This window comes from Streptomyces sp. NPDC057854, from assembly GCF_042797055.1.
In the GTDB taxonomy this organism is placed as follows: domain Bacteria; phylum Actinomycetota; class Actinomycetes; order Streptomycetales; family Streptomycetaceae; genus Streptomyces.
Window position 1 is genome coordinate 63,191 of record NZ_JBHVMF010000022.1, and the last position, 26,140, is coordinate 89,330.

24 protein-coding genes are annotated in these 26,140 nt (G+C 74.5%); 13 read left to right on the forward strand and 11 right to left on the reverse strand.

Annotated elements, in window-relative coordinates:
* Window positions 1–45 precede the first annotated feature (45 nt).
* Together ACFVQZ_RS27805 and ACFVQZ_RS27810 are read right to left on the reverse strand one after the other, a co-directional pair.
* Window positions 46–2,223, reverse strand: coding sequence for a hypothetical protein (locus ACFVQZ_RS27805; RefSeq protein WP_383627131.1), 2,178 nt, complete (start codon window positions 2,221–2,223; stop codon window positions 46–48).
* 59 nt (window positions 2,224–2,282) lie between these two features.
* Complete coding sequence (locus ACFVQZ_RS27810) at window positions 2,283–3,188, reverse strand: LysR substrate-binding domain-containing protein (RefSeq protein ID WP_030496217.1); 906 nt, start codon at window positions 3,186–3,188, stop codon at window positions 2,283–2,285.
* A gap of 231 nt (window positions 3,189–3,419) precedes the next feature.
* Between ACFVQZ_RS27810 and ACFVQZ_RS27815 the strand changes: the two genes are divergently transcribed.
* The 4 genes from ACFVQZ_RS27815 to ACFVQZ_RS27830 all read left to right on the forward strand — a co-directional run bounded on the left by ACFVQZ_RS27815 (window position 3,420) and on the right by ACFVQZ_RS27830 (window position 7,498).
* Window positions 3,420–4,046 carry a succinate dehydrogenase gene (locus ACFVQZ_RS27815; protein ID WP_030496216.1) on the forward strand — a complete coding sequence of 209 codons (627 nt, stop codon included), beginning with the start codon at window positions 3,420–3,422 and terminating at the stop codon, window positions 4,044–4,046.
* 2 nt (window positions 4,047–4,048) lie between these two features.
* On the forward strand, window positions 4,049–5,995 hold the full coding sequence (locus tag ACFVQZ_RS27820; protein WP_383627133.1) for a fumarate reductase/succinate dehydrogenase flavoprotein subunit: 1,947 nt from the start codon (window positions 4,049–4,051) through the stop codon (window positions 5,993–5,995).
* Complete coding sequence (locus tag ACFVQZ_RS27825; RefSeq protein WP_030496214.1) at window positions 5,992–6,735, forward strand: succinate dehydrogenase/fumarate reductase iron-sulfur subunit; 744 nt, start codon at window positions 5,992–5,994, stop codon at window positions 6,733–6,735. The genes ACFVQZ_RS27820 and ACFVQZ_RS27825 overlap by 4 nt, the downstream gene beginning before the upstream one ends.
* Before the next feature lie 91 nt (window positions 6,736–6,826).
* Entirely contained in the window at window positions 6,827–7,498 is a 672-nt protein-coding gene (locus ACFVQZ_RS27830) for a DUF5701 family protein (RefSeq protein WP_383627137.1), read from the forward strand.
* On the opposite strand, the gene ACFVQZ_RS27835 is transcribed toward ACFVQZ_RS27830, so the two are convergent.
* Window positions 7,495–9,858, reverse strand: a complete 2,364-nt coding sequence (locus tag ACFVQZ_RS27835; RefSeq protein WP_383627140.1) for an ATP-binding cassette domain-containing protein — start codon at window positions 9,856–9,858, stop codon at window positions 7,495–7,497. The two genes, ACFVQZ_RS27830 and ACFVQZ_RS27835, sit on opposite strands and share 4 nt — an antisense overlap.
* A 141-nt stretch (window positions 9,859–9,999) precedes the next feature.
* On the opposite strand from ACFVQZ_RS27835, the gene ACFVQZ_RS27840 reads away from it, so the two are divergent.
* Entirely contained in the window at window positions 10,000–10,488 is a 489-nt protein-coding gene (locus ACFVQZ_RS27840; RefSeq protein ID WP_383627143.1) for a hypothetical protein, read from the forward strand.
* Window positions 10,489–10,515: 27 nt separating this feature from the next.
* Here the strand turns inward: ACFVQZ_RS27840 and ACFVQZ_RS27845 are convergent, their stop codons facing one another.
* A complete protein-coding gene (locus tag ACFVQZ_RS27845) occupies window positions 10,516–10,731 on the reverse strand; it encodes a dodecin (protein ID WP_030496210.1) in 216 nt (71 codons plus the stop codon).
* A gap of 289 nt (window positions 10,732–11,020) precedes the next feature.
* On the opposite strand from ACFVQZ_RS27845, the gene ACFVQZ_RS27850 reads away from it, so the two are divergent.
* The 3 genes from ACFVQZ_RS27850 to ACFVQZ_RS27860 all read left to right on the forward strand — a co-directional run bounded on the left by ACFVQZ_RS27850 (window position 11,021) and on the right by ACFVQZ_RS27860 (window position 14,295).
* Window positions 11,021–12,271: an extracellular solute-binding protein gene (locus tag ACFVQZ_RS27850; protein ID WP_030496209.1), complete on the forward strand. Its 1,251-nt coding sequence runs from the start codon at window positions 11,021–11,023 to the stop codon at window positions 12,269–12,271.
* Window positions 12,272–12,457: 186 nt separating this feature from the next.
* On the forward strand, window positions 12,458–13,318 hold the full coding sequence (locus ACFVQZ_RS27855; RefSeq protein ID WP_321193052.1) for a GNAT family N-acyltransferase: 861 nt from the start codon (window positions 12,458–12,460) through the stop codon (window positions 13,316–13,318).
* Window positions 13,315–14,295 carry a lysophospholipid acyltransferase family protein gene (locus ACFVQZ_RS27860; RefSeq protein WP_383627148.1) on the forward strand — a complete coding sequence of 327 codons (981 nt, stop codon included), beginning with the start codon at window positions 13,315–13,317 and terminating at the stop codon, window positions 14,293–14,295. The genes ACFVQZ_RS27855 and ACFVQZ_RS27860 overlap by 4 nt, the downstream gene beginning before the upstream one ends.
* Here ACFVQZ_RS27860 and egtD read toward each other — a convergent pair.
* From egtD to egtA, 4 genes are read right to left on the reverse strand one after another with little or no spacing between them, the layout of a single operon-like run.
* Entirely contained in the window at window positions 14,190–15,155 is a 966-nt protein-coding gene (gene egtD, locus ACFVQZ_RS27865) for an L-histidine N(alpha)-methyltransferase (protein ID WP_030496206.1), read from the reverse strand. The two genes, ACFVQZ_RS27860 and egtD, sit on opposite strands and share 106 nt — an antisense overlap.
* Window positions 15,152–15,907: an ergothioneine biosynthesis protein EgtC gene (gene egtC / locus ACFVQZ_RS27870; protein WP_383627151.1), complete on the reverse strand. Its 756-nt coding sequence runs from the start codon at window positions 15,905–15,907 to the stop codon at window positions 15,152–15,154. The genes egtD and egtC overlap by 4 nt, the downstream gene beginning before the upstream one ends.
* A complete protein-coding gene (gene egtB / locus ACFVQZ_RS27875; RefSeq protein ID WP_383627154.1) occupies window positions 15,907–17,286 on the reverse strand; it encodes an ergothioneine biosynthesis protein EgtB in 1,380 nt (459 codons plus the stop codon). Before egtB ends, egtC begins: the two co-directional genes overlap by 1 nt.
* The gene (gene egtA / locus ACFVQZ_RS27880; protein ID WP_383627156.1) at window positions 17,283–18,542 is read right to left on the reverse strand and encodes an ergothioneine biosynthesis glutamate--cysteine ligase EgtA; all 1,260 of its coding nucleotides are present in this window, start codon (window positions 18,540–18,542) and stop codon (window positions 17,283–17,285) included. The genes egtB and egtA overlap by 4 nt, the downstream gene beginning before the upstream one ends.
* A gap of 313 nt (window positions 18,543–18,855) precedes the next feature.
* Here egtA and ACFVQZ_RS27885 point away from each other — a divergent pair, with 313 nt between their 5' ends.
* On the forward strand, window positions 18,856–19,686 hold the full coding sequence (locus tag ACFVQZ_RS27885) for a TIGR02452 family protein (protein ID WP_383627159.1): 831 nt from the start codon (window positions 18,856–18,858) through the stop codon (window positions 19,684–19,686).
* Window positions 19,687–19,776: 90 nt separating this feature from the next.
* Window positions 19,777–19,947: a hypothetical protein gene (locus ACFVQZ_RS27890; RefSeq protein WP_321193051.1), complete on the forward strand. Its 171-nt coding sequence runs from the start codon at window positions 19,777–19,779 to the stop codon at window positions 19,945–19,947.
* Between the two features lie 122 nt (window positions 19,948–20,069).
* Here ACFVQZ_RS27890 and ACFVQZ_RS27895 read toward each other — a convergent pair whose 3' ends face one another.
* The 3 genes from ACFVQZ_RS27895 to ACFVQZ_RS27905 form a co-directional block, all read right to left on the reverse strand.
* Entirely contained in the window at window positions 20,070–21,506 is a 1,437-nt protein-coding gene (locus tag ACFVQZ_RS27895; RefSeq protein WP_036415637.1) for a flotillin family protein, read from the reverse strand.
* A 94-nt stretch (window positions 21,507–21,600) separates the two neighbouring features.
* Window positions 21,601–21,804 carry a hypothetical protein gene (locus tag ACFVQZ_RS27900; RefSeq protein WP_036415664.1) on the reverse strand — a complete coding sequence of 68 codons (204 nt, stop codon included), beginning with the start codon at window positions 21,802–21,804 and terminating at the stop codon, window positions 21,601–21,603.
* Between the two features lie 79 nt (window positions 21,805–21,883).
* The gene (locus tag ACFVQZ_RS27905) at window positions 21,884–23,215 is read right to left on the reverse strand and encodes an MFS transporter (RefSeq protein WP_383627163.1); all 1,332 of its coding nucleotides are present in this window, start codon (window positions 23,213–23,215) and stop codon (window positions 21,884–21,886) included.
* Window positions 23,216–23,371: 156 nt separating this feature from the next.
* Between ACFVQZ_RS27905 and ACFVQZ_RS27910 the strand changes: the two genes are divergently transcribed.
* The 3 genes from ACFVQZ_RS27910 (at window position 23,372) to ACFVQZ_RS27920 (ending at window position 26,069) form a co-directional block, all read left to right on the forward strand.
* Entirely contained in the window at window positions 23,372–24,418 is a 1,047-nt protein-coding gene (locus ACFVQZ_RS27910) for a LacI family DNA-binding transcriptional regulator (protein WP_383627166.1), read from the forward strand.
* A gap of 18 nt (window positions 24,419–24,436) precedes the next feature.
* Entirely contained in the window at window positions 24,437–24,706 is a 270-nt protein-coding gene (locus tag ACFVQZ_RS27915; protein ID WP_030496197.1) for a hypothetical protein, read from the forward strand.
* A 175-nt stretch (window positions 24,707–24,881) separates the two neighbouring features.
* A complete protein-coding gene (locus ACFVQZ_RS27920; protein ID WP_030496196.1) occupies window positions 24,882–26,069 on the forward strand; it encodes a thiolase family protein in 1,188 nt (395 codons plus the stop codon).
* Window positions 26,070–26,140 lie beyond the last annotated feature (71 nt).

Below are 26,140 nucleotides of genomic sequence, written 5' to 3' on the forward strand. Positions count from 1 at the left end.
AGAAGGAAGCCCCTTCATGGCCTCGCCCCGGACCGACCGTAGCACTCAGGCGGGGACCAGGTCGCGCAGGTTTTCCGGCGTCACCACCCGCGAGCCCGGCGCCAGCCCCTCCGGCCGGGCCAGACCGAGGTACGTCACCGGCTCGTCCGGCAGCGCGCCGCCGGACCACTCCGTGACCTCGGCGCCCGACTCCCGCAGCAGCCCCACCAGGTGACGGACCGTCACCGGAGCGTGCTCGACCGCTCCGCGCAGCAGGACCGCCAGCGAGACCCGGTGGTCCTCGACCCGGTTGGCGTGCGGCATGCCCCGCAGGCACAGGTGCAGCCAGTGCGCGTGCCACCGGCCCTCCTCGTCCCGCCGGAAGGCCACAGGCAGCGCCACCCGCCCGGGACCCCGCAGGTCGGACTTCATCCGGACCGTGCGCGGCTCGAAGGGACGGCCTCCCCGCTCGCCCTCGCGGAGCATGTACCCGAAGAACGACTCGGCCGTCTCCTCGAAGTCCTCGCCCGCGTACACGTGCACCTGCGGGACCACGAAGGCGCCGCGCACCGCCCCGAGCCGCAGCTCGATGAACTCCGAGGCGCCGTCCGGGGCTTCGGTGACGTCGCCGGAGTGCCGGCCCTCCACCGTGGTCAGCTCCGTGTACGACAGCCAGGAGACCGTCGCGTACCGCTCGTCGAGGACCAGCGCGGACAGGTCCAGGTCCGTCCGGCGCGCGGACTCCTTCCAGTACATGAAGAACCGCAGCAGCTCGCCGTCGACCGGGGAGACGGAGCCGCGCGGCAGCACGCCGAACCCGCCGGTGGACGCCCGCCCGCTGAGCGGCAGCGCCACGTCCAGCAGCGCCGGGTCGACCAGCAGCCGCCCGGTCTCCGGGAGCCGCCGCCGGGTCTCCCCGTCGACCAGCGCGAGCAGCCGCCGCCGCACCTCCCGCGGCAGGTCCCCGCGGGTGTCGGCGGTCACCCACGCGGTGCCGTTCCGGTTCACGAACAGGCGCCGGCGCGCGCCCGGTCCGGTGTGCCGGTTCTGCAGGTGCTCCCGCACCGACAGGACGACCCGGCCGGCCACGCGCGGCGCGACGCGCTCCGCCGCCGCCAGGACAGCCTCCCGGCCGGCGTCGTCCGCCGCCGTCCGCAGCAGCCGGTCCAGCGACCGGAACAGCCGGCCGGGCGCGGCCGACGCCAGCAGCTCGGCCGCCGCCGGGACGGCGCCCTCCGCCACCAGGGCGTCCAGCCGCGCGTCCAGGGACGGCGCCCGCAGCTCGCCGCGGGCCACCGCGAACACCTCGGCCGCGCGCGGCCACGCCGGGTGGTCGTGCGGGTGCAGCCGCTCCCCGAGCCGCTTCCACGCCTCCCGGTGCGGCCCGACGTCGGCGAGCTTCGCCGGCTCCCCGGCCACCACGGCGTCCAGGCCGGCCAGCAGGGCCCGCCGCACCGGGCGGGACAGGCCACGGAACCGGGTCGACTCGCGCAGGGTCACGTCCCCGCCGGACAGCGCGCACGCCAGCCGCAGCACGTCCGTCACCGTGTCGAGCAGCGGCGCCGCGCCGGCCCGCAGCCGGGCCGCGTTCACCACCGCCCGGTTCTCCCGGACCGGGATCTCCGCCGGCTGCGGCCCGTCCGCGCAGTGCTCCGCGAGCACCGCGAGATCCGCCAGGTGCTCCTCGCCCAGCGGCGTCACCGACCCCGCGAGGGACCGGTACAGGGCACCGGCCTCCTCGCCGAGGGCGCCGCCCAGGTGCAGCACGGTCAGCCGGTCGCCGTCCGACGGCGTCAACTCGGCGTGCGCGGCGAGAAGTTCCTCGTACGTGTGCTGGTAGCGGCCGTAGGAGGGCAGCGTCAGCAGGTTCAGCACCCCGGCGCTCAGCTGCGCCTCGACGGCCTCCCGCGCCCCGGGGTCGTCGAGCGCCCGGAGGACGCACGCCAGCCAGAAGTCCTGGGTGTCCGGGACGTTGGCGGGGAAGTCGATGAAGTACGCGTTGTGCCGGACGTGGTCGCCGACCCGCTCGCGGACCGCCGCCAGCGCCCATCCGGCCAGCTCGGCCACGGTCTCGGCGGACCGCCCGGACAGCTCCCGCAGCAGCGGCGTGGCGAGCGCGAAGCCGGCCGTGCGCAGCGTGGCGTCGAGCTGGAGGGCGGTGGCGGCGCCGTCGCCGGCCGGACCGGCGGGGACGGACAGCCGCAGAGTGTGCCGGACGAGCAGGCGTTCGAGAACGTGGTCCATCCCGCGATGCTGGCAGCCCGCCCGGCCGGTCCGCACGCGGATTTCCCCGGGCGCCGGGCCTACGGCGCGGGCGGGGCGGGCGTGCCGCGCCGGGAGGCCATCAGCAGCTTCTGGAGCTCGCGGGCGGCGCGCGGCGGGGCCACGTCGCTGCGGTGGGCGAGGGCGATCGTCCGGCGCAGTCCGGGGCGGGCGAGGGCGGTGACCCGCAGGTCGCGGCCGGCGCGGGCGGCGACCATGGCCGGGACGACGGCGAGCCCGAGCCCGGCCCGGACGAAACCGAGGACGGCGTCCAGCTCGCCGCCCTCGACCGTGAACGTCGGCTCGAAGCCGGCCGCCCGGCACGCGCCGACGGTCAGCTCCCGCAGGTCGTAGCCGTGCCGGAACATCACCAGCGGCTGGTCGCGCAGGTCGGTGATCCGCACCGGGCGGCGCGGCGGCGGCGCCGAGGCGGCCGAGACCACCACCAGGTCCTCGCGCAGCAGCTCCACCGTGGTCAGGGCCGGCGACGGGGTCGGCAGCGGGAGCACGACGAGCGCCAGGTCGAGGGCGCCGCGGGCCAGCTCCCGTACGAGGTCGTGCGAGCCGCCCTCCTCGATGAGCAGTTCGATCCCCGGGTGCAGGTCGTGGAAGGTGCGCAGGACGTCGGGGAGCAGGCCGGTGCAGAGGCTGGGGGTCGCGCCGAGCCGCACCCGGCCGCGCTTGAGCTGGGCCAGCTCCTGCACCTCGCGGCGGGCCGTCTCGGTGTCGGCGAGGATCCGGCGGGCGAGCGGCAGCAGCGACTCGCCGGCGTCGGTGAGCGCGATGTTGCCGCGGGCCCGGCTGAACAGCTCCGCGCCCAGCTCCTGCTCCAGCGCCTTGATCTGCTGGGAGAGCGAGGGCTGCGAGACGTGGACGCGCTCGGCGGCCCGGGTGAAGTGGAGCGTCTCGGCCACGGCCACGAAGTAGAGGAGCTGCTGGAACTGCATGAGCCCAGCCTAGAGCACCTGGATAGGTTCCGCCTATGGAGATCAGCTGGACCATGTCTTGGACCTCTCGGGCCCTTCGGCCCTACCGTCGACCGCATGGCTCTGGCACCCAGCAAGGACCCCGCCGCGGCGGGAGGCCCGGCGTCCGCACGGGACGCGGCCCCCGCCCGCCCGCCGTCCCGCACCCCGTCCCGCGGCTTCTGGTCGTCGACCCTCGGCAAGAAGACCGTCATGGCCGTGAGCGGCCTGCTCATGCTCGCCTACCTGGTCGCCCACGTCGCCGGCAACCTCAAGGTCTTCTTCGGCCCCGAGGAGTTCAACGGCTACGGACACTGGCTGCGCGTCATGGGCGCCCCCGTCCTGCACCACGGCTGGGGCCTGTGGATCGCCCGGATCACGCTGCTCGCCGCCGTCGTCGCCCACGCCGTCTCCGCGTACCAGCTCAGCCGCCGCGACATCAAGGCCCGCCCCACCCGCTACGCGCACCGCCGCAAGGGCGCCTCCTACGCCACCCGCACCATGCGCTGGGGCGGGATCATCCTCGGCCTCTTCATCGTCTGGCACGTGCTCGACCTCACCACCGGCACCGTCCACCCCGGCGGCTTCGAGGAGGGCAGGCCCTACCAGAACGTCATCGACACCTTCTCCACCTGGTACGGCAACGTCATCTACATCGTCGCCATGCTCGCCGTCGGCCTCCACGTCCGGCACGGCTTCTGGAGCGCCGCCCAGACCCTCGGCGTCGGCAACGCCCGGCGCGAACGCGCCCTGCGGATCGCCGCCGACGCCCTCGCGCTCGTGCTGACCGCGGGCTTCATCGCCGTCCCCGTCGGCGTCATGACCGGAGTGGTGAACTGACCATGGACTACCTCGACTTCACGGTCGGCGAACCGATCGCCGACACCAAGGCCCCGGCCGGCCCCATCGCCGAACGCTGGGACACCCGCCGCTTCCAGGCCAAGCTCGTCAACCCCGCCAACCGGCGCAAGCACCGCGTGATCGTCGTCGGCACCGGCCTCGCCGGCGGCTCCGCCGGCGCCACCCTCGCCGAACAGGGCTACCACGTCGTCCAGTTCTGCTTCCAGGACTCCCCGCGCCGCGCCCACTCGATCGCCGCCCAGGGCGGCATCAACGCCGCCAAGAACTACCGCAACGACGGCGACTCCATCCACCGCCTCTTCTACGACACCGTCAAGGGCGGCGACTTCCGCGCCCGCGAGTCCAACGTCCACCGGCTCGCCCAGATCTCCGTCGAGATCATCGACCAGTGCGTCGCGCAGGGCGTCCCCTTCGCCCGCGAGTACGGCGGACTCCTCGACACCCGCTCCTTCGGCGGCGTCCAGGTCTCCCGCACCTTCTACGCCCGCGGCCAGACCGGCCAGCAGCTCCTCCTCGGCGCCTACCAGGCGCTGTCCCGGCAGATCGCCGCCGGCAACGTCGAGATGCACGCCCGCACCGAGATGCTCGACCTGATCGTCGTCGACGGCCGGGCCCGCGGCATCGTCGCCCGCGACCTGATCACCGGCGCGATCACCACCCACTACGCGGACGCCGTCGTCCTCGCCACCGGCGGCTACGGCAACGTCTTCTACCTCTCCACCAACGCGATGAACTCCAACGCCACCGCCGTGTGGCGGGCCCACCGGCGCGGCGCGTACTTCGCCAACCCCTGCTTCACCCAGATCCACCCCACCTGCATCCCGCGCACCGGCGACCACCAGTCCAAGCTCACCCTGATGAGCGAGTCGCTGCGCAACGACGGCCGCATCTGGGTCCCCAAGGCCAAGGGCGACACCCGCCCCGCCGCCGAGATCCCCGAGGACGAGCGCGACTACTACCTGGAGCGGATCTACCCCTCCTTCGGTAACCTCGTGCCCCGCGACATCGCCTCCCGCGCCGCCAAGAACGTCTGCGACGAGGGCAGGGGAGTGGGCCCCGGCGGCCAGGGCGTCTACCTCGACTTCGCCGACGCCATCGCCCGGATGGGCCGCGCCGCCGTCGAGGCCAAGTACGGCAACCTCTTCGACATGTACGCGCGGATCACCGCGGAGAACCCGTACGAGGTCCCCATGCGGATCTACCCCGCCGTCCACTACACGATGGGCGGACTCTGGGTCGACTACGACCTCCAGACCACCGTGCCGGGCCTGTTCGCCATCGGCGAGGCCAACTTCTCCGACCACGGCGCCAACCGGCTCGGTGCGTCCGCCCTCATGCAGGGCCTCGCCGACGGCTACTTCGTCCTCCCCGCCACCCTCAACGACTACCTCGCCCGCCACCCGGCGGACGAACCCGTCACCGACGACCACCCCGCCGTCCGCGAGGTCCTGGCCGAGACCGAGGACCGCCTCCACCTGCTCCTCGCCGTCGACGGCGACCGCACCCCCGACTCCTTCCACCGCGAACTCGGCGAACTCATGTGGGAGTTCTGCGGCATGGCCCGCAACGCCGAGGGCCTGCGCACCGCGCTCCGGCGCATCCCGGAGATCCGCGAGGAGTTCTGGCGGCGCATCAAGGTCCCCGGCACCGGCGAGGAGTTCAACCAGTCGCTGGAGAAGGCCAACCGGATCGTCGACTACCTCGAACTCGCCGAGCTGATGTGCCTGGACGCCCTGCACCGCGAGGAGTCCTGCGGCGGCCACTTCCGCGAGGAGTCCCAGACCCCGGACGGCGAGGCCGCCCGCCGCGACGAGGAGTTCTCCTACGCCGCGGCCTGGGAGTTCGGCGGCACCGGCGGCGCCCCCGTCCTCCACAGGGAAGCCCTCGCCTTCGAGTACGTCCACCCCACCCAGCGGAGCTACGCATGAAGCTCAACCTGCGCGTCTGGCGCCAGAAGAACGCCGGCGCCGAAGGCACCATGGCCACCTACGAGGTGGACGGGATCTCCCCCGACATGTCGTTCCTGGAGATGCTCGACACCCTCAACGAGGACCTCATCCTGCGCGGCGAGGACCCCGTCGCCTTCGACCACGACTGCCGCGAGGGCATCTGCGGCGCGTGCAGCCTCGTCATCAACGGCGACGCCCATGGCCCGGAGCGCACGACCACCTGCCAGCTGCACATGCGCTCCTTCCGCGACGGCGACACCATCGACGTCGAGCCCTGGCGCGCCGCCGCCTTCCCGGTGGTCAAGGACCTCGTCGTCGACCGCACCGCCTTCGACCGCATCATCCAGGCCGGCGGCTACGTCACCGTCGCCACCGGCTCCGCGCCCGAGGCCCACGCCACCCCGGTGCCGAAGGCGGACGCCGACTCCGCCTTCGAGCACGCCGAGTGCATCGGCTGCGGCGCCTGCGTCGCCGCCTGCCCGAACGGCTCGGCGATGCTCTTCACCTCCGCCAAGGTCAACCACCTCAACGTGCTGCCGCAGGGCGCCCCGGAACGCGAGACGCGGGTCCTCGACATGGTCGCCCAGATGGACGCCGAGGGCTTCGGCGGCTGCACCCTCACCGGCGAGTGCGCCACCGCCTGCCCCAAGGGCATCCCGCTGCCGTCGATCGCCGCCATGAACAAGGAGTGGCTGCGGGCCCGGCGCAAGGTGAAGTGAGAAAGGTCCCGGAAGATCCCCGCCCGCCGGGAACAAAGCGCCGGCCCGGCCCGTTACCCCCGGGCCGACGCCTTCCCGACCGAGGAGAACCTTGCCCGACGCGCAGACCACCGCCCCGTCCGCCTTCACCACCCCGTTTCCGCTGCCCCCGCTCGCCGACCAGGCCGAACGTCTGATCGCCCTCGGCGTGCCCGCCCTCACCGGCATCGACGCCGGCGAGCTGCGCGGCTACGCCGAGAGGGCCGCGGGCACCGCCCCGGCCGGGGCACTGCTCGCCGTCCGTCCCGAGGCCGCGCCCGCCTCCGTCCTCACCCCGCTGCTCAGCCGCGCGGACAAGCCGGGCTTCCTCGTGGTCGACATGCCCGACGTGGACGCCTTCACCCCGCAGGTGGACCTTCCCGACGGCCCGTTCTACCTGGTCCACGACCTGGACCGGGGCGACCACCTGGGCAACTGGAGCCCCGAGGAGACCCTTCCGGCGCTCCACGCGGCCGGCCGGACGCCGCTCGTCCTCACCGAGGGCATCCACTGGCTGCTCCAGCGGCCCGAGGTCCTGGAGCGCAACAGGTGCTTCATGACGATCGGTTCACGCCTGCGCAAGCCCAACGGCGCCTTCGACGCCCGCACCCCGGCCATCTGGATCAGCAACGGCACCGGCCGGGACGGCAAGGAGCGCAAGGACGCGCCGAAGGTCGGCTGGTGCTGGTGGAACAACCGGCACACCTGGCTCGGCTTCGGCTCCACCACGGGCCGCAGCTCCTAACGCTCCAGGCCCAGCGCCCGGGCCAGGTACGGCGCGGTGCGGCTTCCCGCCGCCCGCGCCACCCGGCCCGGGGGGCCCTCGGCGACGATCCGGCCGCCGTCCTCGCCGCCGCCGGGACCGAGGTCGATCACCCAGTCCGCCCCGGCCGCCACGTCCATGTCGTGCTCCACCACGATCACGGTGTGGCCGCCGTCCACCAGACCGCGCAACTGGCGCACCAGCACCTCCGCGTCGGCCGGGTGCAGGCCCGTGGTCGGCTCGTCGAGCACGTACAGGGTGTGCGCGCGGCGCGGGCGCTGCAGCTCGGAGGCCAGCTTGATCCGCTGGGCCTCGCCGCCGGACAGCTCGGTCGCGGGCTGTCCGAGCCGCAGGTGCCCGAGGCCGACGTCGAGCAGCGTCCGCAGGCTGCGGGCCGCCGCCGGGACCTCCGCGAAGAACTCCGCCGCCGACTCCACGGACAGGTCGAGCACTTCGGCGATGGTCAGCCCCCGCAGCCGCACCTGGAGGGTCTCCGGGTTGTACCGGGCGCCGTGGCAGTCGGGGCAGGGCGCGTACGTGCTCGGCAGGAACAGCAGCTCCACGGAGACGAAGCCTTCGCCCTGGCAGGTCTCGCAGCGCCCGCCGGGCACGTTGAAGGAGAACCGGCCGACCTTGTAACCGCGGGCCCGCGCCTCGCCGGTCTCCGCGAAGAGCTTGCGCACCACGTCGAAGAGGCCGGTGTACGTGGCCAGGTTGGAGCGCGGCGTCCGCCCGATGGGCCGCTGATCGACCGTCACCAGACGTCCGACGCCCTCGGTCTCCTCGGTGAACGCGCCGACGAGCGTCGACTTCCCGGAGCCGGAGACGCCGGTCACGGCGGTGAGGGCGCCCCGGGGGACGGCCGCGTCGACGCCGTGGAGGTTGTGCCGGGTGACGGGGCCGGTGCGCAGCCACGCGGTGGGGGAGAGGGCGGGCCGTTCGGGGACGGGCGCCGGGTCGAAGAGGAAGCGGCGGGTGGCCGACTCCTCGACGTGCGCGAGGAGTTCGGGCGGGCCGCTGTGCAGGACCCGGCCGCCGTGCTCGCCGGCGCGGGGGCCGACGTCCACGAGCCAGTCGGCGTGCCGGACGACGTCCAGGTGGTGCTCCACGACGAAGACGGTGTTGCCGGACGCCTTCAGCCGGTCCAGCACCACCAGCAGGGCCTCGGTGTCGGCCGGGTGCAGTCCGGCGGACGGCTCGTCGAGGACGTACACGACGCCGAAGAGCCCGGCGCGGAGCTGGGTGGCGAGCCGCAGCCGCTGGAGCTCCCCGCTGGAGAGCGTGGGGGTGGTGCGGTCGAGGCTCAGGTAGCCGAGGCCCAGTTCGGTGACGGTGGCGATCCGGGCGAGCAGGTCCCGGGTGAGGACGCGGGCGGTCTCCGGGGCGCCGGGCGTGGAGGCCGGGGCCAGCACCTCGGCCAGTGCGGTCAGCGGCAGCGCCGCCAGCTCGGCGACGGTCCGGCCGGCGAAGGTGACGGCCAGCGCTTCCGGGCGCAGCCGGCTGCCGCCGCAGACCGGGCAGGGGGCGCTGGTGAGGAAGCGTTCCGCCCTGGCTCGCAGCGCGGGGCTCTTCGACTCCGAGTAGGTGCGCAGGAGGAGTCGGCGGGCGCCGGTGTACGTGCCCTGGTACGGGCGCTGGATGCGGCCGGCCTCGCGGACCGGGTGCACGGTGACGACCGGCTGCTCGTCGGTGAAGAGGATCCACTCCCGGTCCGCGGGGTCCAGCTCGCGCCACGGCCGGTCGACGTCGTACCCGAGGGCGTCGAGGACGTCCCGCAGGTTCTTGCCCTGCCAGGCGCCCGGCCAGGAGGCGACGGCGCCCTCGCGGATCGACAGCCCCGGATCGGGGACCAGCAGCTCCTCGCTGGTCTCGTGGATCCGGCCGAGGCCGTGGCAGGAGGGGCAGGCGCCGGCCGGGGTGTTGGGGGAGAAGGCGTCGGAGTCGAGGCGCGGCGCCCCCGGCGGGTAGTCGCCGGCGCGGGAGTAGAGCATCCGTAGCGAGTTCGACAGGGTGGTGACGGTGCCGACGGAGGAGCGGGCGCTCGGGGCGGCGCGGCGCTGTTCGAGCGAGACCGCCGGCGGCAGCCCGGTGATCTCTCCGACCTTCGGCGCGCCGACCTGGTGGATGAGGCGGCGGGCGTAGGGCGCGACGGACTCGAAGTAGCGGCGCTGGGCCTCCGCGTAGATCGTCCCGAAGGCGAGCGAGGACTTCCCGGAGCCGGAGACGCCCGTGAAGACGGTGAGGGTGTCCCGGGGGATGTCGACGTCCACGGCCCGCAGGTTGTGCTCGCGGGCGCCGCGGACGCGGACGTACGGGTCGTGGGCGGAGGTCGGATCCTGCATCCGCAGATTTTATCCAATATCCGATTCCCCGCCGCGCGGCAGGCGTCCGACGCGACGTCAGGTGCGGACGCGTCAGGTGGGGCAGGCGGTGCCGGTGCCGCCTCCCCGGCGGATGTCGGTGGCGGCTCCTAGGCTGGTCGTGTGACAGGTGACCACCGGCCGCTGGCCGTCTTCGACCTCGACAACACGCTCGCCGCGACCGCCCACCGGCAGCACTTCCTGGAGCGTCGGCCCAAGGACTGGGACGGCTTCTCCGCGGCGGCGCCCGACGACCCGCCGCTGGCGGAGGGCATCGCGCTGTGCCGCTCGGCGGCCGAGGAGTGCGAGATCGTCTACCTGACCGGCCGTCCGGAGCGCTGCCGGCGCGACACGCTGGCGTGGCTGGCCGCGCAGGCGCTCCCCGAGGGGCCGGTCCACATGCGGCGGCACCGCGACTTCCGGCCCGCGCGGATCACCAAGGTGGAGATCCTGCGGCGGATCGGCGCCGGCCGCGAGGTCCGGATGCTCGTCGACGACGACGAACTCGTCTGCGACGCGGCCGAGGCGGCGGGCTTCCCGGTGATCCGCGCCCGCTGGGCGACCCCCTCGGAGGCGCTGCGGGAGGCCCAGGAGGAGGAGGGCAGGACCTGACCGGAGGGGGCCCGGTCCGCCGGCGGTTCAGGCGCCGTCCTCCAGCCGGAAGCCGACCTTCAGGCCGACCTGGTAGTGCTCGATCCGCCCGTCCACCAGATGCCCGCGCACCTGGGTGACCTCGAACCAGTCGAGGCCGCGGAGCGTCTGCGAGGCGCGGTCGATGCCGTTGCGGATGGCCTGGTCGACGCCCTCGGTGGACGTGCCGACGATCTCGGTGACGCGGTAGGTGTGGTTCGACATGGGAGCCGGACTCCTCTCGGTGCCGGTCGGTGGGTCTCCTCCACCGTGCCCCAGGGCGCGGCCGGGCGCGACACGACGGGGGCGGCCCCGCCCCCTTCGCCCGTACCCGTGGGTAACCGTCCCGATCGCCCCGAGTGTGCCGGTGACGAGAGGGGCCGGGACTTGACCGCTCGGTTGGTCCAGACCAGAATCCAGGCCACATACCCGCGCGAACACCCCGTTCGGTCCCCCCACACGTCGGGTCAGCCCCCATGCCGCACCGCCGCGTGCTGAACCGAAGGTGACCTCAGTGAAGAACCGCCTGCTCGCATGTCCGCTGGCTGCCGCCACCGCACTCGCCCTCGCGGGCTGCGGACTGTTGCCCGGGACCGGGAGCCAGACCCGTACGGTCGACATCTGGCTCATGCGGGACAGCGTCAGCGACGACTTCCTGAAGCGCTTCACCGAGGCGTACGAGGACGAGCACGACGACATCGAGCTCAACGTCACCATCCAGGACTGGACCGGCATCGGCAAGAAGGTCACCGAGGCCATCAAGGGCGGCGGCGGCCCGGACCTCATCGAGGTCGGCAACACCCAGGTCGCCCAGTACGCCGACACCGACCGGCTCTACGACCTCACCCTGGAGTCCGTCCGCGACCTCGGCGGCGACGACTGGCTGCCCGGCCTCGCCGAACCCGGCAGCGTCGGCGGCTCCCAGTACGGCATCCCCTGGTACGCCGCCAACCGCATCGTGATCTACAACAAGGACCTCTTCGCCGCCGCCGGCGTCGACGCGCCGCCCGCCACCCGCGCGGAATGGCTCGACGTCACCGAGAAGCTCAACCGGCAGGGCTCCCAGGGCATCTACCTGGCCGGCCAGGACTGGTACACGCTCGCCGGCTTCATCTGGGACGAGGGCGGCGAGCTCGCCGTCGACGAGGGCGGCGGCTGGACCGGCACCCTCGACAGCGCGGCGGCCCTGCGCGGCATGGACTTCTACAAGCAGCTCCAGTCCCTCGGCTCCGGCCCGAAGAACGCCGACGAGCAGAACCCCCCGCAGGCCGAGGTCTTCGCACGCGGCGACGTCGCCCAGATCGTCGCCGTCCCCAGCGCCGTCTCCGCCATCCTCAAGGCCAACCCGGCCCTGAAGGACAAGCTCGGCTACTTCCCCATACCCGGCAAGAAGGCCGGCACCCCGGGCGCCGTCTTCACCGGCGGCTCCGACCTGATCATCCCGGACAACGCCCCCGACCGCAGCGAAGCCCTCGACGTCGTCAAGGCGCTCGCGGGCGACAAGTGGCAGACCGAACTCGCCCGCGCCATGGGGTACGTGCCCAACAAGAAGAGCCTCGCCTCGGTCGTCTCCGGCCAGGAGGCCACCGCGGCCATGGCCGCCGGCGCCGCCAACGGCCGCGCCACCCCCAACTCCCCCCAGTGGGCCGACGTCGAGGCCGACAACCCCATCAAGCCCTTCATGACCGCCGTCCTGGAGGGCGAGGACGCCCGCAAGGCCGCCCGCACCGCCTCCCAGGCCATCACGGACACCCTCGCGGAGTAGGCGGGCGGCGCCCCGGCGGAGCGGGGCGCCGGCGCGGGCGCCGCGGAGCATTCAGCCTTCCCACACCCGCGATCCCCCGGCCGGTCATGTCGAATCCAGCCGGCGGCGGAAGAAACGAGGTGCCGGCCCGCACCGCTCGCGGACCGGCGCCGACCCTTCACCTTCCGTACGCCGGAGGAGACCGCCATGCCCGCACTCCCGACCGCGCTCGCCGACTCCGCCGCCCCGGCCGTCCCCGTGCCGGCCGGCATCGAGCCCGCCGCCGCGATCCCCGCGCAGCCCGGCCCGGCCACCACCCCGGCGGACGGGGCGCCCGCGCCCCGGTACGTCGTGGAACTCGCCCGCGACCAGGACGACGTACGGGCCGCCCAGCGCCTGCGCCACCTGGTCTTCGCCGGCGAGATGGGCGCCCGGCTCGACGGCCCCGAGCCGGGCCTCGACAGCGACGCCTTCGACGCCTACTGCGACCACCTCCTGGTCCGCGAGGAGACCACCGGAGAGGTCGTCGGCACCTACCGGATCCTGCCGCCGGAACGCGCCGCCGTCGCCGGCCGGCTCTACTCCGAGACCGAGTTCGACCTCAGCCGGCTCGCCCCCGTCCGCCACGACCTCGTCGAGGTCGGACGCTCCTGCGTCCACCCCGCCCACCGCAACGGCGCCGTCATCGCCCTCATCTGGGCCGGACTCGCCCGCTACATGACCCGCACCGGCCACGAGTGGCTGGCCGGCTGCTGCTCGATCCCGCTCGCCGACGGCGGCGCGCTGGCCGCCGCCACCTGGGACACCGTCAAGGCGAAGCACCTCGCCCCCGAGGAGTACTGGGTCACCCCGCACAAGCTGTGGAACGCCGACGGCGTCCGCCGCCCCGAGGGCCGCACCGAACTGCCCGCCCTGCTCCGCGGCTACGTCCGGCTCGGCGCCTGGGTCTGCGGCGCCCCCGCCCACGACCCCGACTTCGGCGTCGCCGACCTGTACGTGCTGCTGTCGCTCCGCCGGACCAACCCGCGCTACCTGCGCCACTTCCTCTCGCTCGTCCCGGCGTCGTGAACGGCGCCGTCCCGCACCCCTCGCCGTGGCTGCCCACGGCGCCGTGCACCCCGGGCCACCACTGCGCGGCCCACCCGGACCCCGGCGCCGGGTCGGCCCGGCCCGTGCCGGCGCCGCTGGCCTGCGCCCGCCTGGCGGCCGGGCTCGCGACCGTCCTCCTCGGCGTGGTGCTGTCGCCGGCGGCCGGCCTGCTGCCCGCCGCCGGCAGGCTCGCGCTCGTACGGCTCTGGACGCGCGCGGTCGTCCGCGCCTTCGGCGTCCGCACGGTCGTCACCGGAACCCCGCCGCCGCCCGGCCGGCCCGCCCTCGTGGTCGCCAACCACGTCTCCTGGCTGGACATCCCGCTCGTCGCCGCCGTCCTGCCCGGGCGGATGATCGCCAAACGGGAGGTCCGCGACTGGCCCGTGCTCGGCGTGCTCGCCGCCCTCGGCGGCACCCTCTTCATCGACCGCGACGGCCTGCGCCGGCTGCCCGGCACCGTGCGGGAGGTCGCGGACGCGCTGGCCGCCGGCGGCCGGGTGACCGCCTTCCCCGAGGGCTCCACCTGGTGCGGCCGGGCCGGCGGCCGGTTCCGCCCCGCCCTCTTCCAGGCGGCCGTCGACACCGGCACCGACGTCCAGCCGGTACGGATCGACTACCGGCCCCGCGGGACGGCCGCGTACGTGGGCGACGACCCGCTGGGCGCGTCGCTGTGGCGGGTCGCGCGGACACCGGGACTCACCGCCGAGCTGCGGATCCTGGACCCGCTCTCCCCGGTCCGGCACCCGGACCGCCGGGCCCTCGCCGCCGCCGCGCAGCGCGCCGTCCACCGGCAGCCGCCGCGGCTCACCGCCGTACCCCGGCAGCCCGCCGCCCCGGCCGCCCCCGCCTTCTACCGCGCCGTCGCCAGCGACAGCGCGAACCGGCCCTCGCCGTCCGTCCACCACCGCGACAGCTCGAACCCGGCCCCGGCCAGCTCCGCCCGCACCCCCTCCTGACGGAACTTCGCCGACACCTCCGTCCGCAGCTCCTCGCCCTCCTCGAACGGCACCATCAGATCCAGCTCGGGGATCTTCACGGTCAACGCGTGCCGCGCCCGCAGCCGCATCTCGATCCACTCCCGCTCCCGGTCCCACCGGGCCACGTGGTCGAAGTCGGCCGGATCCGCGTCCGCCCCCAGCTCCCGGTCGATCACCGCCAGCACGTTCTTGTTGAACTCCGCCGTCACCCCGGCCGCGTCGTCGTACGCGGCCACCAGGGTCGCCTCGTCCTTCACCAGGTCCGTGCCCAGCAGGAACCCGTCACCCGGCGCCGTCATCGCCCGCACCGAGCGCAGGAACTCCCGCCGCTCGTCCGGCAGCAGATTGCCGATCGTCCCGCCCAGGAACGCCACCAGCCGCGGCCCCGGCGTCTCCGGCAGCGCGAGCCCCCGTGTGAAGTCCGCGACCATCGCGTGCACCCGCAGCTCCGGCCGGTCCGCCAGCAGCGCCTCCGCCGCGCCCGTCAGCGCCGACTCGCTCACGTCCACCGGCACGTACGCGGCGAGGCCCGGCCGCAGCGCGTCGATCAGGAACCGGGTCTTCTCCGACGACCCCGACCCCAGCTCCACCAGCGTCCGGGCCCCGGTCGCCGCCGCGATCTCCGGCGCCCGCGCGACCAGGATCTCCCGCTCCGCGCGCGTCGGGTAGTACTCCGGCAACCGGGTGATCTCGTCGAACAGCTCGCTGCCCCGCGCGTCGTAGAACCACTTCGGCGGCAGCTCCTTCGGCGAGCGGGTCAGGCCCTTCAGCACGTCGGCGCGCAGATCGGCGGCGGCGGCGTCCGGGGCGAGGGTGCGGGTCAGCTGGAACGTGCTCACGCGGTCGGCTCCTTGAGCGGGGTGAGGACGACGTCCTCGGTACGGGACGCGGTGACGAGCGTGCGCTCGGGCACCTCCCGCCAGTCCGGACGGTCGTCGAACGGTTCGGAGGCCACGACCACCAGGCCGGGACCCGACAGACACCACAAGCTGTTCCCCCACGCCGTCGCCGCGACCTGCTCCCCGTCGGTCAGCAGCAGGTTGAGCCGCGCCTCCGGCGAGGCCTCGGCCGCCGCCAGCACCGTCCCGGCGAGCGCGTCCCCCGGCGCCTGCCCGGCCCGCAGCCGGTGCAGGACCAGCGCCCACAGCAGCGCCGAGTCCGTCCGCGCCTCCAGCGCCAGCAGCTCCGCCGCCGACAGCCCCGCGGCCGGCGCCGTCAGCGCCTCCGGCCAGCCCGGCACCGCCCCGTTGTGGCTGAAGAGCCACGGCCCGGAGCCGAACGGCGCCGCCGCGGCCTCCCCGTCCGCGCCCGGCAGCGTCGCCCCCCGCACCGCGCCGAGCAGGGCCCGGCTGCGCACCACCCGGGCCAGGTCCAGGAAGGACAGGTCGCCCCAGATCGGCCCCGCGCGCCGGTACCGGGCCGGGACCGGATCCCCGTCCGCGTACCAGCCGACGCCGAAGCCGTCCGCGTTCACCACGCCGCTGATCTGCGTGCGCGGCGCCCACGCCTGCCGCACCAGTCCGTGCGGTGGCCGGACCAGCACCTCGCCGAGTGCCACCGGGTCGCCGAGATAGGCGATGTGACGGCACATCAGTCGAGCTCCGCGGAGCGCGCGGTGCGGAAGCCGGCGAAGATCTGCCGCCGCACCGGATAGTCCCAGTTGCGGAAGGTGCCCCGGCAGGCGACCGCGTCCACGGCGAACGAGCCGCCGCGCAGCACCTTGTACTCCGGCCCGAAGAACACCTCGGAGTACTCCTTGTACGGGAAGGCGCGGAAGCCCGGGTACGGCAGGAAGTCGCTCGCCGTCCACTCCCACACGTCGCCGATGAGCTGCCGCACCCCGAGCGGCGAGGCGCCCGCCGGATAGCTCCCGGCCCGCGCGGGCCGCAGGTGCCGCTGGCCGAGATTGGCGTGGTCCGGGCCGGGGTCGGCGTCGCCCCACGGGTAGCGGCGGGAACGGCCGGTCACCGGGTCGTGCCGCGCCGCCTTCTCCCACTCCGCCTCCGTCGGCAGCCGCCGGCCCGCCCAGCGCGCGTAGGCGTCCGCCTCGTACCAGCTCACGTGCACCACGGGCTGGTCCTCCGGCACCGGCTCGGTCACCCCGAACCGGCGGCGCAGCCACTGCCCGCCCTCCTGCCGCCAGAACAGCGGTGCCACGACGTCGTGTTCGCGGATCCGCTCCCACCCCTCCGGGTGCCACCACCGCCGGTCGGTGTAGCCGCCGTCCGCCATGAACGCCAGATAGGCGCCGTTGGTGACCGGCACGGTGTCGATGTGGAAGGCGGCGACGGTACGGGTGTGCGCGGGGCGTTCGTTGTCGAGCGCCCACGGCTCGTCCGAGGTGCCCATGGTGAACGGTCCGCCGGGCACGAGGATTTCCGCAGGGAGCGGCCCCGAGGGATGGACCGGCGGCGGGGGAGCGGTCAGCGCGGCCGGACCCTTCCGCAGCTGATGGGTGATCAGCATGGTCTCGTCGTGCTGCTGTTCGTGCTGGGCGATCATCCCGAAGGCGAAGCCCGCGTCGAGCAGCGGACACCCGTCCATCCGGGCCCCGGCGAGCACGTCCAGCACCCGGGTGCGTACGTCGGCGGTGTACGACCGGGCCTCGGCGGGCGACAGCAGGGGGAGCGAGGGACGTTCGGCGCGCGGGTGCGCGAACGCGTCGTACAGCGGGTCGATCTCCGGCCGCAGCGCCTCCCGGCCCGCGACCTCCCGCCACAGCCACAGCTCCTCCTGGTTCCCGATGTGCGCCAGGTCCCAGACCAGCGGGGACATCAACGGCGAGTGCTGGGCCGTGAGTTCGCCGTCGTCCACGCTGTCGGTGAGCAGCCGGGTGCGGTCCCGGGCGGCGCTGAGCGCGGCCAGCGCGCGGGTCCGCAGCGCCTCCGCGTCCACCGCAGCGGGGCCGGTGGCGGCGGTGCCGGTGCCGTCCGCGCCGGTGGTGCCGGTCGTCGCCTTCGTGCCGGTCATGACGTCATCACCTGGAGTTCGTCGGCCGGGCAGCACCCGGGATCCACGTACCGTTCCCGGAAGGCGTCCACGGCCTTCCGCACCTGCTCGCCCGCGCCGATCCGCCGCAGCGCGGGGCGGGCCGCCGCGAAGGCCTCGCGGGCGGCGGCGCGCAGAGCGGGGTCGGTGAGCCCGTCGCGGGCCGCCCGCCGCCACAGCGCGTTCCGGGGCGCCGGTTCCGCCCCGGCCGGCCCGGCCAGCGGCCGTACCGCCCGCCACACCGCCTCGGCCGCCTCGGCGTCCTCGAAGACCGCCGTCGTCAGCGCCACCGGCACCATCCAGCCGTCCGCGCCCGGCTGCGCGTCGATCATCCGCAGCTCCAGGTGGCCGCGCGGCCGGACCGGCGGGAACAGCGTCGTCAGGTGGTAGCGCAGGTCGTCCGCGTCGGCCGGACGCGGCAGCCCGGTCCGCAGCCACTCCCGGAAGGTCAGCCCCTCCGGCACCAGCCACGGGCCCTCGTCCGCGCGCACGCACAGCACCGGGGTGTCCAGCACGTGCGCGGTCCACGCGGCGCGCGGATCGCCGTCCGCCGGCGGCGCCAGCGTCCGCCGCGGGTCCAGCTCCGCCCACAGCGACTGCCGGGTGGAGCGCCAGCCGGTCCGCCGCCCGCCGTGCTGCGGCGAGTTGGCGAAGACCGCCACCAGCACCGCGCCGAACAGGTGCGCCAGCTCCCAGCGGCGCAGATAGCCGAGCGGGCCCGGCTCCTCGTGGCCGGCGTCCAGGCAGACCTGCACCGAGGCCGACTCGCACATCATCGCCCGGCCCGCCGGACCGGTCCGGGCGAGGGCCGTCTCCATCGCGTCGTACCGCGGCTCCCGCAGCACCCGCTCGCGCGGCGCGTGCCACGGATCGACCCCGTACCCGCTCAGCGTCAGGCCGAGCGGGCCCAGCGCCGAGCGCACCGCCGCCAGGTCGGAGGCGAGCGAGTCCAGGCATTCCATGAGAGAACCGGCCGGACGCGAGCTGAGCTCCAGCTGCCCGCCGGGTTCGAAGGTGAGCGCCGACACCAGCGGCACGGACCGTACGGCGTCGAGCGCGGACGCCAGCCGGGACGGGGGCACCGGCTCGCGCGGGTCGCGCAGGTCGTGGACGAGCCATTCCAGCTCCGCCCCCACGGTCCGGGGCGGGCCGGTCTTGAAACAGATACAGCGCAGCAGATCCTCGGCCGCCTCCTCGGTGAGGGGCGGTCCGCCGCGCGGGGTGCCGCTGGGCGTCATCCGTGCACCTCCAGGTGCTGGTCGCGGAACCGGTCGGGAAGCCGCTGCCTTCCACCTAAAGCCACCGCCGGGCGGCGTGCAAGAGCGCCTGCGCGCCCCCGCGCGCGCCTCCCGTGCTCCCGGACGTCCGTAAAACGCCCCCCGGCCCGGCGCCTCCCGGCCCGGGCGTCCGCACGGACGCCCGGCAGTCATCCCGTGGGCGCCGGACGGTCTCCTGGTGGACGCCGGAGGGACACCGGGGCGGACCCCAGAGGGGCACCCGCTCCGGAAAATCGTTTGTCCCGGCCGTGCGGAAACGATCATCCTGCACCGCATGAGTGCACGACTGCGCGAGATCGCGCGGCAGACCGAGGCGATCGTCGCCGCGGGCTCCTACACCGCCCCCGACGGGCGGACCGTCTCCCTCCGCGAGGACCTGGCCGCCGCCCTGGCCGGAACCCGTCTCCACGGCCCCGCCCCCGTCCCCGTCACCCCCGGCATCGACCGTCCCGGCCGGATCGAGGTCACCGGCGAGAGCAGCCTCGCCGCCGCCCGCCGGATGACCGCCGCCGACCCCGGCGGCCCGGTCGCCGTCCTGAACTTCGCCTCCGCCCGCAACCCCGGCGGCGGCTACCTCAACGGGGCCCAGGCCCAGGAGGAGGCCCTGTGCCGCTCCTCCGCCCTGCACGCCACCCTGCTCCGCGCCCCCGCCTACTACGCGCACCACCGTGCGGAGCGGGACGCCTTCTACACCGACCGGGTGATCCACTCGCCGCGGGTGCCCGTCTTCCGCGACGACCGAGGGGCGCTGCTCGCCGACCCCTTCACCGTCGGCTTCCTGACCTCGCCCGCGCCGAACGCCGGCGTCGTCCGCCGCCGGAACCCCGAGCTGGCCCACCGGCTCCCCGCCGCCCTCGCCTCCCGCGCGGAGCGGGTGCTGGAGACGGCCGCGGCCGAGGGGTACCGCCGCCTCGTGCTGGGAGCCTGGGGATGCGGCGTCTTCCAGAACGACCCGGCGGAGGTGGCGGGCGCCTTCAAGGCGCTGCTGACCGGGGACGGACGGTTCGCCGGCCACTTCGACGAGACCGTCTTCGCCGTCCTGGACCGGACCTCGGGCACCCCGACGCTCGCCGCCTTCCGCAGGGTCCTGGCGCCCGCCGCCTGACCCGTCCCGCCATGCGCGCTCCGTACGCCCGTGCGAGCCTGAAAGGACACGGACTCGCGTCCGAGAGCCGTCGCACGGGAGGCACTGATCGTGGGCAAGAAGCAGACCCGGGTGAACAAGGGCGCCCGCACGGGCGGCCACGAGCACCGCGACACCACGTCCGCCAAGGAGAAGCGCGGGACGCCGGCCGCCGCCGAGTCGCCGAAGTCCCTCATCGACACGCCGTCCCACCGCAGAGAGCGCCGGTTCGGCCACAACTGACCGCGCGGCGAACGGGGTGGTGAGCGGTCGCGCGGGGTACGCGGGGATCGCGGGGTCACGGGACGGGCCCGGCGCCATCACGGCGCCGGGCCCGTCCTGCGTACCGAGGGGCAGGGCTCGTCTCACGCGTCGTCGACGGTGATCTCGGCCCTCGTCACCTCCTTCTCGCCGCCGCGCGCCGCCGGCACGGCCGGGGCGGCCGGGGCGGCAGCGGGCTGGGCGGCCGGGGAGGCCGGGCCCATGGTGGCCAGGAGCTGGCGGGCCAGACCGAGGCCCGTGCCGCCCATGGTCAGCGCCTTGGCGAACATGTCGGCCATGCCGTCGGCGCCGTTCAGCAGGACCATCTGGTCCACGTTGCCGAAGGCGGACGCGCCCGCCTCGACGATCTCCGGCCACTTCTCGGCCAGCTGCTGGGCGACCACGGCCTCCTGGTTCTCCGCGAGCGCCGCCGCCCGCGCCTTGATCGACTCGGCCTCGGCCAGGCCCTTCGCCCGGGTGGCCTCGGCCACCGCGAGCCCCTTCGCCCGGGCCGCCTCCGCCTCGGCCTCGCCGGTGACCCGGGTGGCCGTCGCCGCCGCGGCGCTGGCCAGTTCGGTCTCGCGGGCCTTGGCCTGGGCGGCCGAGATCCGGGCGTCGCGCTCGGCCTCGGCCAGCGTCCGGGTCTCGTAGGCCAGCGCGTCGGCCGGCTTGCGGACGTCCGCCTGGAGCTGCTGCTCCTTGCGGTGCGCCTCCAGCTCCGCGACCCGGGTCTCCTGGACGACGACCTCCTGGCGGGAGGCGGCCTCGGCGAGCGGACCGGCCTGCCGGGCGCGGGCGCTGGCCTGGTCCCGCTCCGCCTGGTAGCCGGCCTGGAGGATCTCGCTGTCGCGGGTGGCCTCCGACATCCGGGCGGCGGCCTGCTGTTCGGCCTCGGTCGCCCGCCGGTTGGCCTCCGCCTGCGCGATCCGGGCGTCGCGCTGGACGGCCGCCGCGTGCGGGGCGGCGAGGTTCCTGATGTAGCCGGTCGGGTCCTCGATCTCGTGGATCTGGAGCGAGTCGACGATCAGGCCGAGCTTCTCCATCTCCGTGCCACAGGCCGAACGGGCCTGCCCGGTCAGCTTCTCCCGGTCACGGATCATGTCCTCGACGGTCAACCCGCCGACGATGGCGCGGAGATGACCGGCGAAGACGATGTGCACCCGCTCGCTCATCAGCTTCTGCTGGTCGAGGAAGCGGCGGGCGGCATTCGCGATCGACACGAAGTCGTCGCCCACCTTGAAGATCACCACACCCCGGACCTTGAGCGGAATGCCCTGGTGGGTGACGCACTCGACCTGCAACTGGGTCTCGTTGAGGTCCAGCGACAGCTTCCGCACCGCCTGCACGCCGGGCACCACGAGGGTGCCGCGGCCGGTGACGATGCGGAACCCCATGCCCTCGCCGAGGCCCTCGTTCTTGTGGTTGGAACCGGAAATGATGAGCGCCTCGTTGGGTTCCGCGACGCGCCACATCATCTTGAACAGGACGATCAGGACGACGAGCGAACCGACGACGGCGCCCGCCAGAATGCCGATGCCCATGGGCAAGGTCCCCCTTCACCGGGGCCGTGCGGACCCGGTGAGGGGAGTGTGCGCCCGGGAGGGACGCGGCTCAACCGTCGTGCCGGACGTCGTGTCAGAGGTCGTACACGGTTGTGACGTAGACGGTGCGCGGAGGGAGGTGTTCCACGACGGTGACGAGGGAGCCGACCTCGATCCGCTGCTTCGGGGAGGCGGCGTAGGCGAGGAAGTGCTCGGCGCCGCCGCGGATCCGGATGATCACCTCGCCGACGAGCCCGGGCCCGATGGTCCCGGTCACCCGGCCGAGCAGTCCCGTCATCGAGCTGTCCGTCGACTCGTCCATGCCCGAACGGTACGTCAGAAGGGCGCGGCCCGCAGGGGGTTGGCGGGCGGCTTGATCAGCGTACGGAGCGGATCGGGCGGACCGCGAGGGCGCCCAGGATCGAGAGGACCGCCGCGAGGAGGAACAGCGGGGTGTAGCCGCCGCCGATCGAGACCACCGCGGAGGCGACGAACGGCGCCACGATCTGCGGTCCCGCGTTGGCGACGTTCAGGACGCCCATGTCGCGGGCCGCGTCCTCCGCCTTCGGCAGGACCATCGTCACCAGGGCCGTGTCCACGGCCATGTAGCAGCCGAAGCCGAGGCCGTTGACGACCGAGAAGACGAGCATCGCGGTCCAGCTGGTGGAGACCGCCGGGATCAGCAGGGCGGCGGCGGCGAGCGCCGCCGAGGCGCCGACGAACAGCTTGCGCCGGTCGAAGCGGTCCGACAGCCAGCCGCCGAGGACCGTGGAGACCATCATCGCGACGGAGTTCACCGGCATCAGGACGGCCACGGCCTCCTCGGCCGACAGCCCGGCCGGCAGGACGGTGTGGTCCTTGAGGATGTACAGCTGGAAGCCGGCCACCGCGAAGTAGCCGAGGACCAGCAGGGCCCGGCCGATGAACGCCCAGCGGAAGTCGTGGTCCTTCAGGGCGCTGCCGAAGGCGGCGATCTGCGCCGTGACCGGCATCGGCGCCCGGGCGGGCATCCGCTCCTCGCGGGCGCGCGACGTGAAGACGACCGCGGTGACGGCGACGACCGCGCCGAAGACCAGGTACCCCGTCCGGTAGTCGTCCGAGAACGCCGCGCCGACCAGGGCGCCGACCGTGGAGCCGATCGGCAGGCCGAGGCCGACGGCCGCCGACGCCTTCCCGCGCGAGCCGAACGGCACCCGGTCGGGCACCACGGAGGTGAGGGCGGCCTGGTAGACGTTCAGCACCGCCTGTCCCAGACACCAGGCGATGGTGACCAGCAGGATCGTGTGCACGCTGCCGAGCAGCAGCATCACCGGCACGGCGAGCAGACCGCCGGCCAGGATCCAGGGGTTGCGGCGCCCCGAGCGGTCGGAGAGCGCCCCGGCGACCGGGTTGAAGACGGTCGCGAAGATCGCGGATATGCCGGAGACGAGACCGAAGTTCGCCACCTTGTCGGCCGGGTCGATCGCCTCGATCTGGAGCGCGAGCAGCAGCCCGGGCACGCCGATGTAGAGGGCGTACAGGGAGGTGTTGCCGAGGAGGAGCAGCGGCAGCAGACCGCGGGTGGCCCGAGGGCCGGCGGCGGAGCCGGGGCCCGGGCCCGCGGCGGCGGAACCGGTGCCGCCGCCGGCTCCGGTCTCGGCTCCGGTCTCGGCTCCGGTCTCGGCTCCGGTCTCGGCTCCGGCTCCGGTTCCGGGAGAGGAAAGGGCCACAGTGCCCTCCAGGGGAGAACGCCCGACGAGGGGGCGGTGAGCGGATGATTCGGGGGGAGTGACACGTGTCAGTGACGCGTGTCAGCATTGTGTAGCACTCACTTCCGGCCATCCGCCAGACCCGCGCCGGGATTCTTCTGGAAAGATGCCGAAGCGATGAGCCAGCCGATCGAACAGCCTGCCGACGGCCCCCCGGGCCGTGCCCCCGCCCGTTCCGTACCGACCAGCGCGGACGTGGCCCGCCTCGCCGGCGTCTCCCGGGCCACCGTCAGCTACGTGCTGAACAACACCTCGGCCGTCCGCATCAGCGAACCGACCCGCGAACGGGTCCGCGAGGCGGCCCGCGAACTCGGCTACGTCCCCCACGCCGCCGCCCGCACCCTGCGCGCCGGACACAGCCGGATGGTCCTCCTGCCCGCCGCGCACGTGCCCGTCGGCCCGCTCTACAGCCGCTTCCACCACGACCTCCAGTGGGCCCTGCGCCGCCTCGACTACACCGTCGTCCAGTACGGCAGCGTCGGTCTCGCCCCCGAGGACGCCGCCCGCGCGTGGGCCGAGCTGCGCCCCGCCGCCGTCGTCTCGACCGGCGAGGTCGAGATGACGCCCGAGGCCGTGGACATCCTGCGACGCTCCGGCGTCAAGGCGGTGCTCACCGTCGGGACCCGGCCGGCGGACGGCACCCACTCCCTCGTGCTGGACCAGTCGCGCATCGGCGCCGTCGCCGTCGAGCACCTGATCGCCACCGGCCGCCGCAGGATCGGCGTCGTCGTCCCCGAGGAGCCGGGGCTCGGCATGTTCTCCGGGCCCCGCCTCGAGGGCGCCCGCCGCGCCGCCGAGGCCGCCCGCGCCACCGTCGTACCCCTGCCCCTCTCGTACACCGAGGAGTCCGCCGAGGAGCTGGCCGGGCGCTGGCCCCGCCTCGCCCTCGACGCCGTCTTCGCGTACAACGACGAGTACGCCATGCTCCTGATGCGCGCCCTCCAGGACGCCGGCACGACCGTCCCCGACGAGACCGCCGTCGTCGGCGCCGACGACCTCCTCCTCGGCCGCCTGCTCCGCCCCCGCCTGACCACCGTGCGCGTCGACATGATGCCCGGGCACGAACTGGCCCGGCTGGTCGACGACGCGGTGAACGGCGTCGCCGGGGCGACCGCCCCGCGCGCCCTCCTGGACTCGCGGGTCGTCCGGCGGGAGTCCAGCTGAGCGCTTAGCGTCGGGAACATGAGCACTCACCCGAACCGTTACGAGATCCTCCTGGTGCCCGCCCACGTCGAGGACCGGGGCGGCGCCGGCGTCGCCGACAGCGCGGTCCGGTCCGCCGTGGTGGAGCGCACCGGCCGCCAGGGCGCGTCCGGATACCCGATCTACGAAGGTCACGGCATCGTCGCCGACGTCGACCCGGAGACCCGCACGGTCGAGGCCCTGCTGGTCGACGGCCGCGAGCTCGACTACGGCCTGGTGGCCCTGGTGCGGGACGCGGCGACGGAGTGACGGGACCGCGCGGAGGGCCGGTCCTCTCCGCCCGGCGCCGACCGATACCGGGCGGTTCGGGGAGGGGGCCCGTTGACAGGGCGGACCGGCGGGCCCAAACTCTGCGCGCGCAGGAGCGCGAAACTTCTTTCACCAGGCGAACAGAGTCGTCCGCCGGTCACCCGGGAGAGAACCGATGAGCATCCGCGACGTGTACATCGTCGACGCCGTCCGCACCCCGATCGGGAAGTTCGGCGGCGGCCTCGCCTCCGTACGGCCGGACGACCTCGCCGCCCACGTCGTCAAGGCCCTCGTCGACCGCACCCCGGACCTGGACCCGGCCCGCGTCGACGACGTCTACTTCGGCGACGCCAACGGCGCCGGCGAGGACAACCGCGACGTGGCCCGCATGGCCGTGCTGCTCGCCGGGCTCCCCGTCAGCGTCCCCGGCGTCACGGTCAACCGGCTCTGCGGCTCCGGCCTGGAGGCCGTGATCCAGGCCGCCCGCGCCATCGCCCTCGGCGACGCCTCCGTGGCGATCGCCGGCGGCGTCGAGTCGATGTCCCGGGCCCCCTGGGTCCTCCAGAAGCCCGAACGCGCCTTCCCCGCCGGCCACCAGCAGCTCCACTCGACCACCCTCGGCTGGCGCATGACCAACCCCCGGATGCCCGCCGACTGGACCGTCTCCCTCGGCGAGGGCGCCGAACTCGTCGCCGACAAGCACGGCATCGGCCGCGACCGGCAGGACGCCTTCGCCCTCGACAGCCACCGCAAGGCCGCCGAGGCGTGGGCCAAGGGCCTGTACGACGACGAGGTCGTCCCGTACCCCGGCGCCGACCTCGACCGCGACGAATGCGTCCGCGAGAACACCTCCCTGGAGGCGCTCGGCCGCCTCAAGCCCGCCTTCCGGCCCGACGGCGGCACCGTCACCGCCGGCAACGCCTCCCCGCTCAACGACGGCGCCGCCGCCCTCCTCCTCGTCGACGAGGACGGCCTGCGCGCCACCGGCCGCGAACCGCTCGCCCGCGTCCGCGCCTCCGCCGTCACCGGCATCGAGCCCCAGCTCTTCGGCCTCGGCCCGGTCGAGGCGGTGCGCCGCGCCCTCGCCAAGGCCGGCCGCTCCTTCGCCGACCTGACGACCTTCGAGCTGAACGAGGCGTTCGCCGCGCAGGCCCTCGGCTGCCTCGCCGAGTGGCCGGAACTCGACCCCGCCGTCGTCAACCCCCGCGGCGGCGCCATCGCCCTCGGCCACCCGCTGGGCGCCTCCGGCGCCCGCCTCGCCGGTTCCGTCGCCCACCAGCTCGCCGCCGCCGGCTCCGGCACCGGCCTCGCCGCCCTCTGCATCGGCGTCGGGCAGGGCCTGGCCCTGGTCCTGGAGCGCTGACGCGCCAGGCCCCACGGACACGTGTGAGCCCCCGCCTGAGCGGGGGCTCACACGTGTCACGGGCCCGAAGG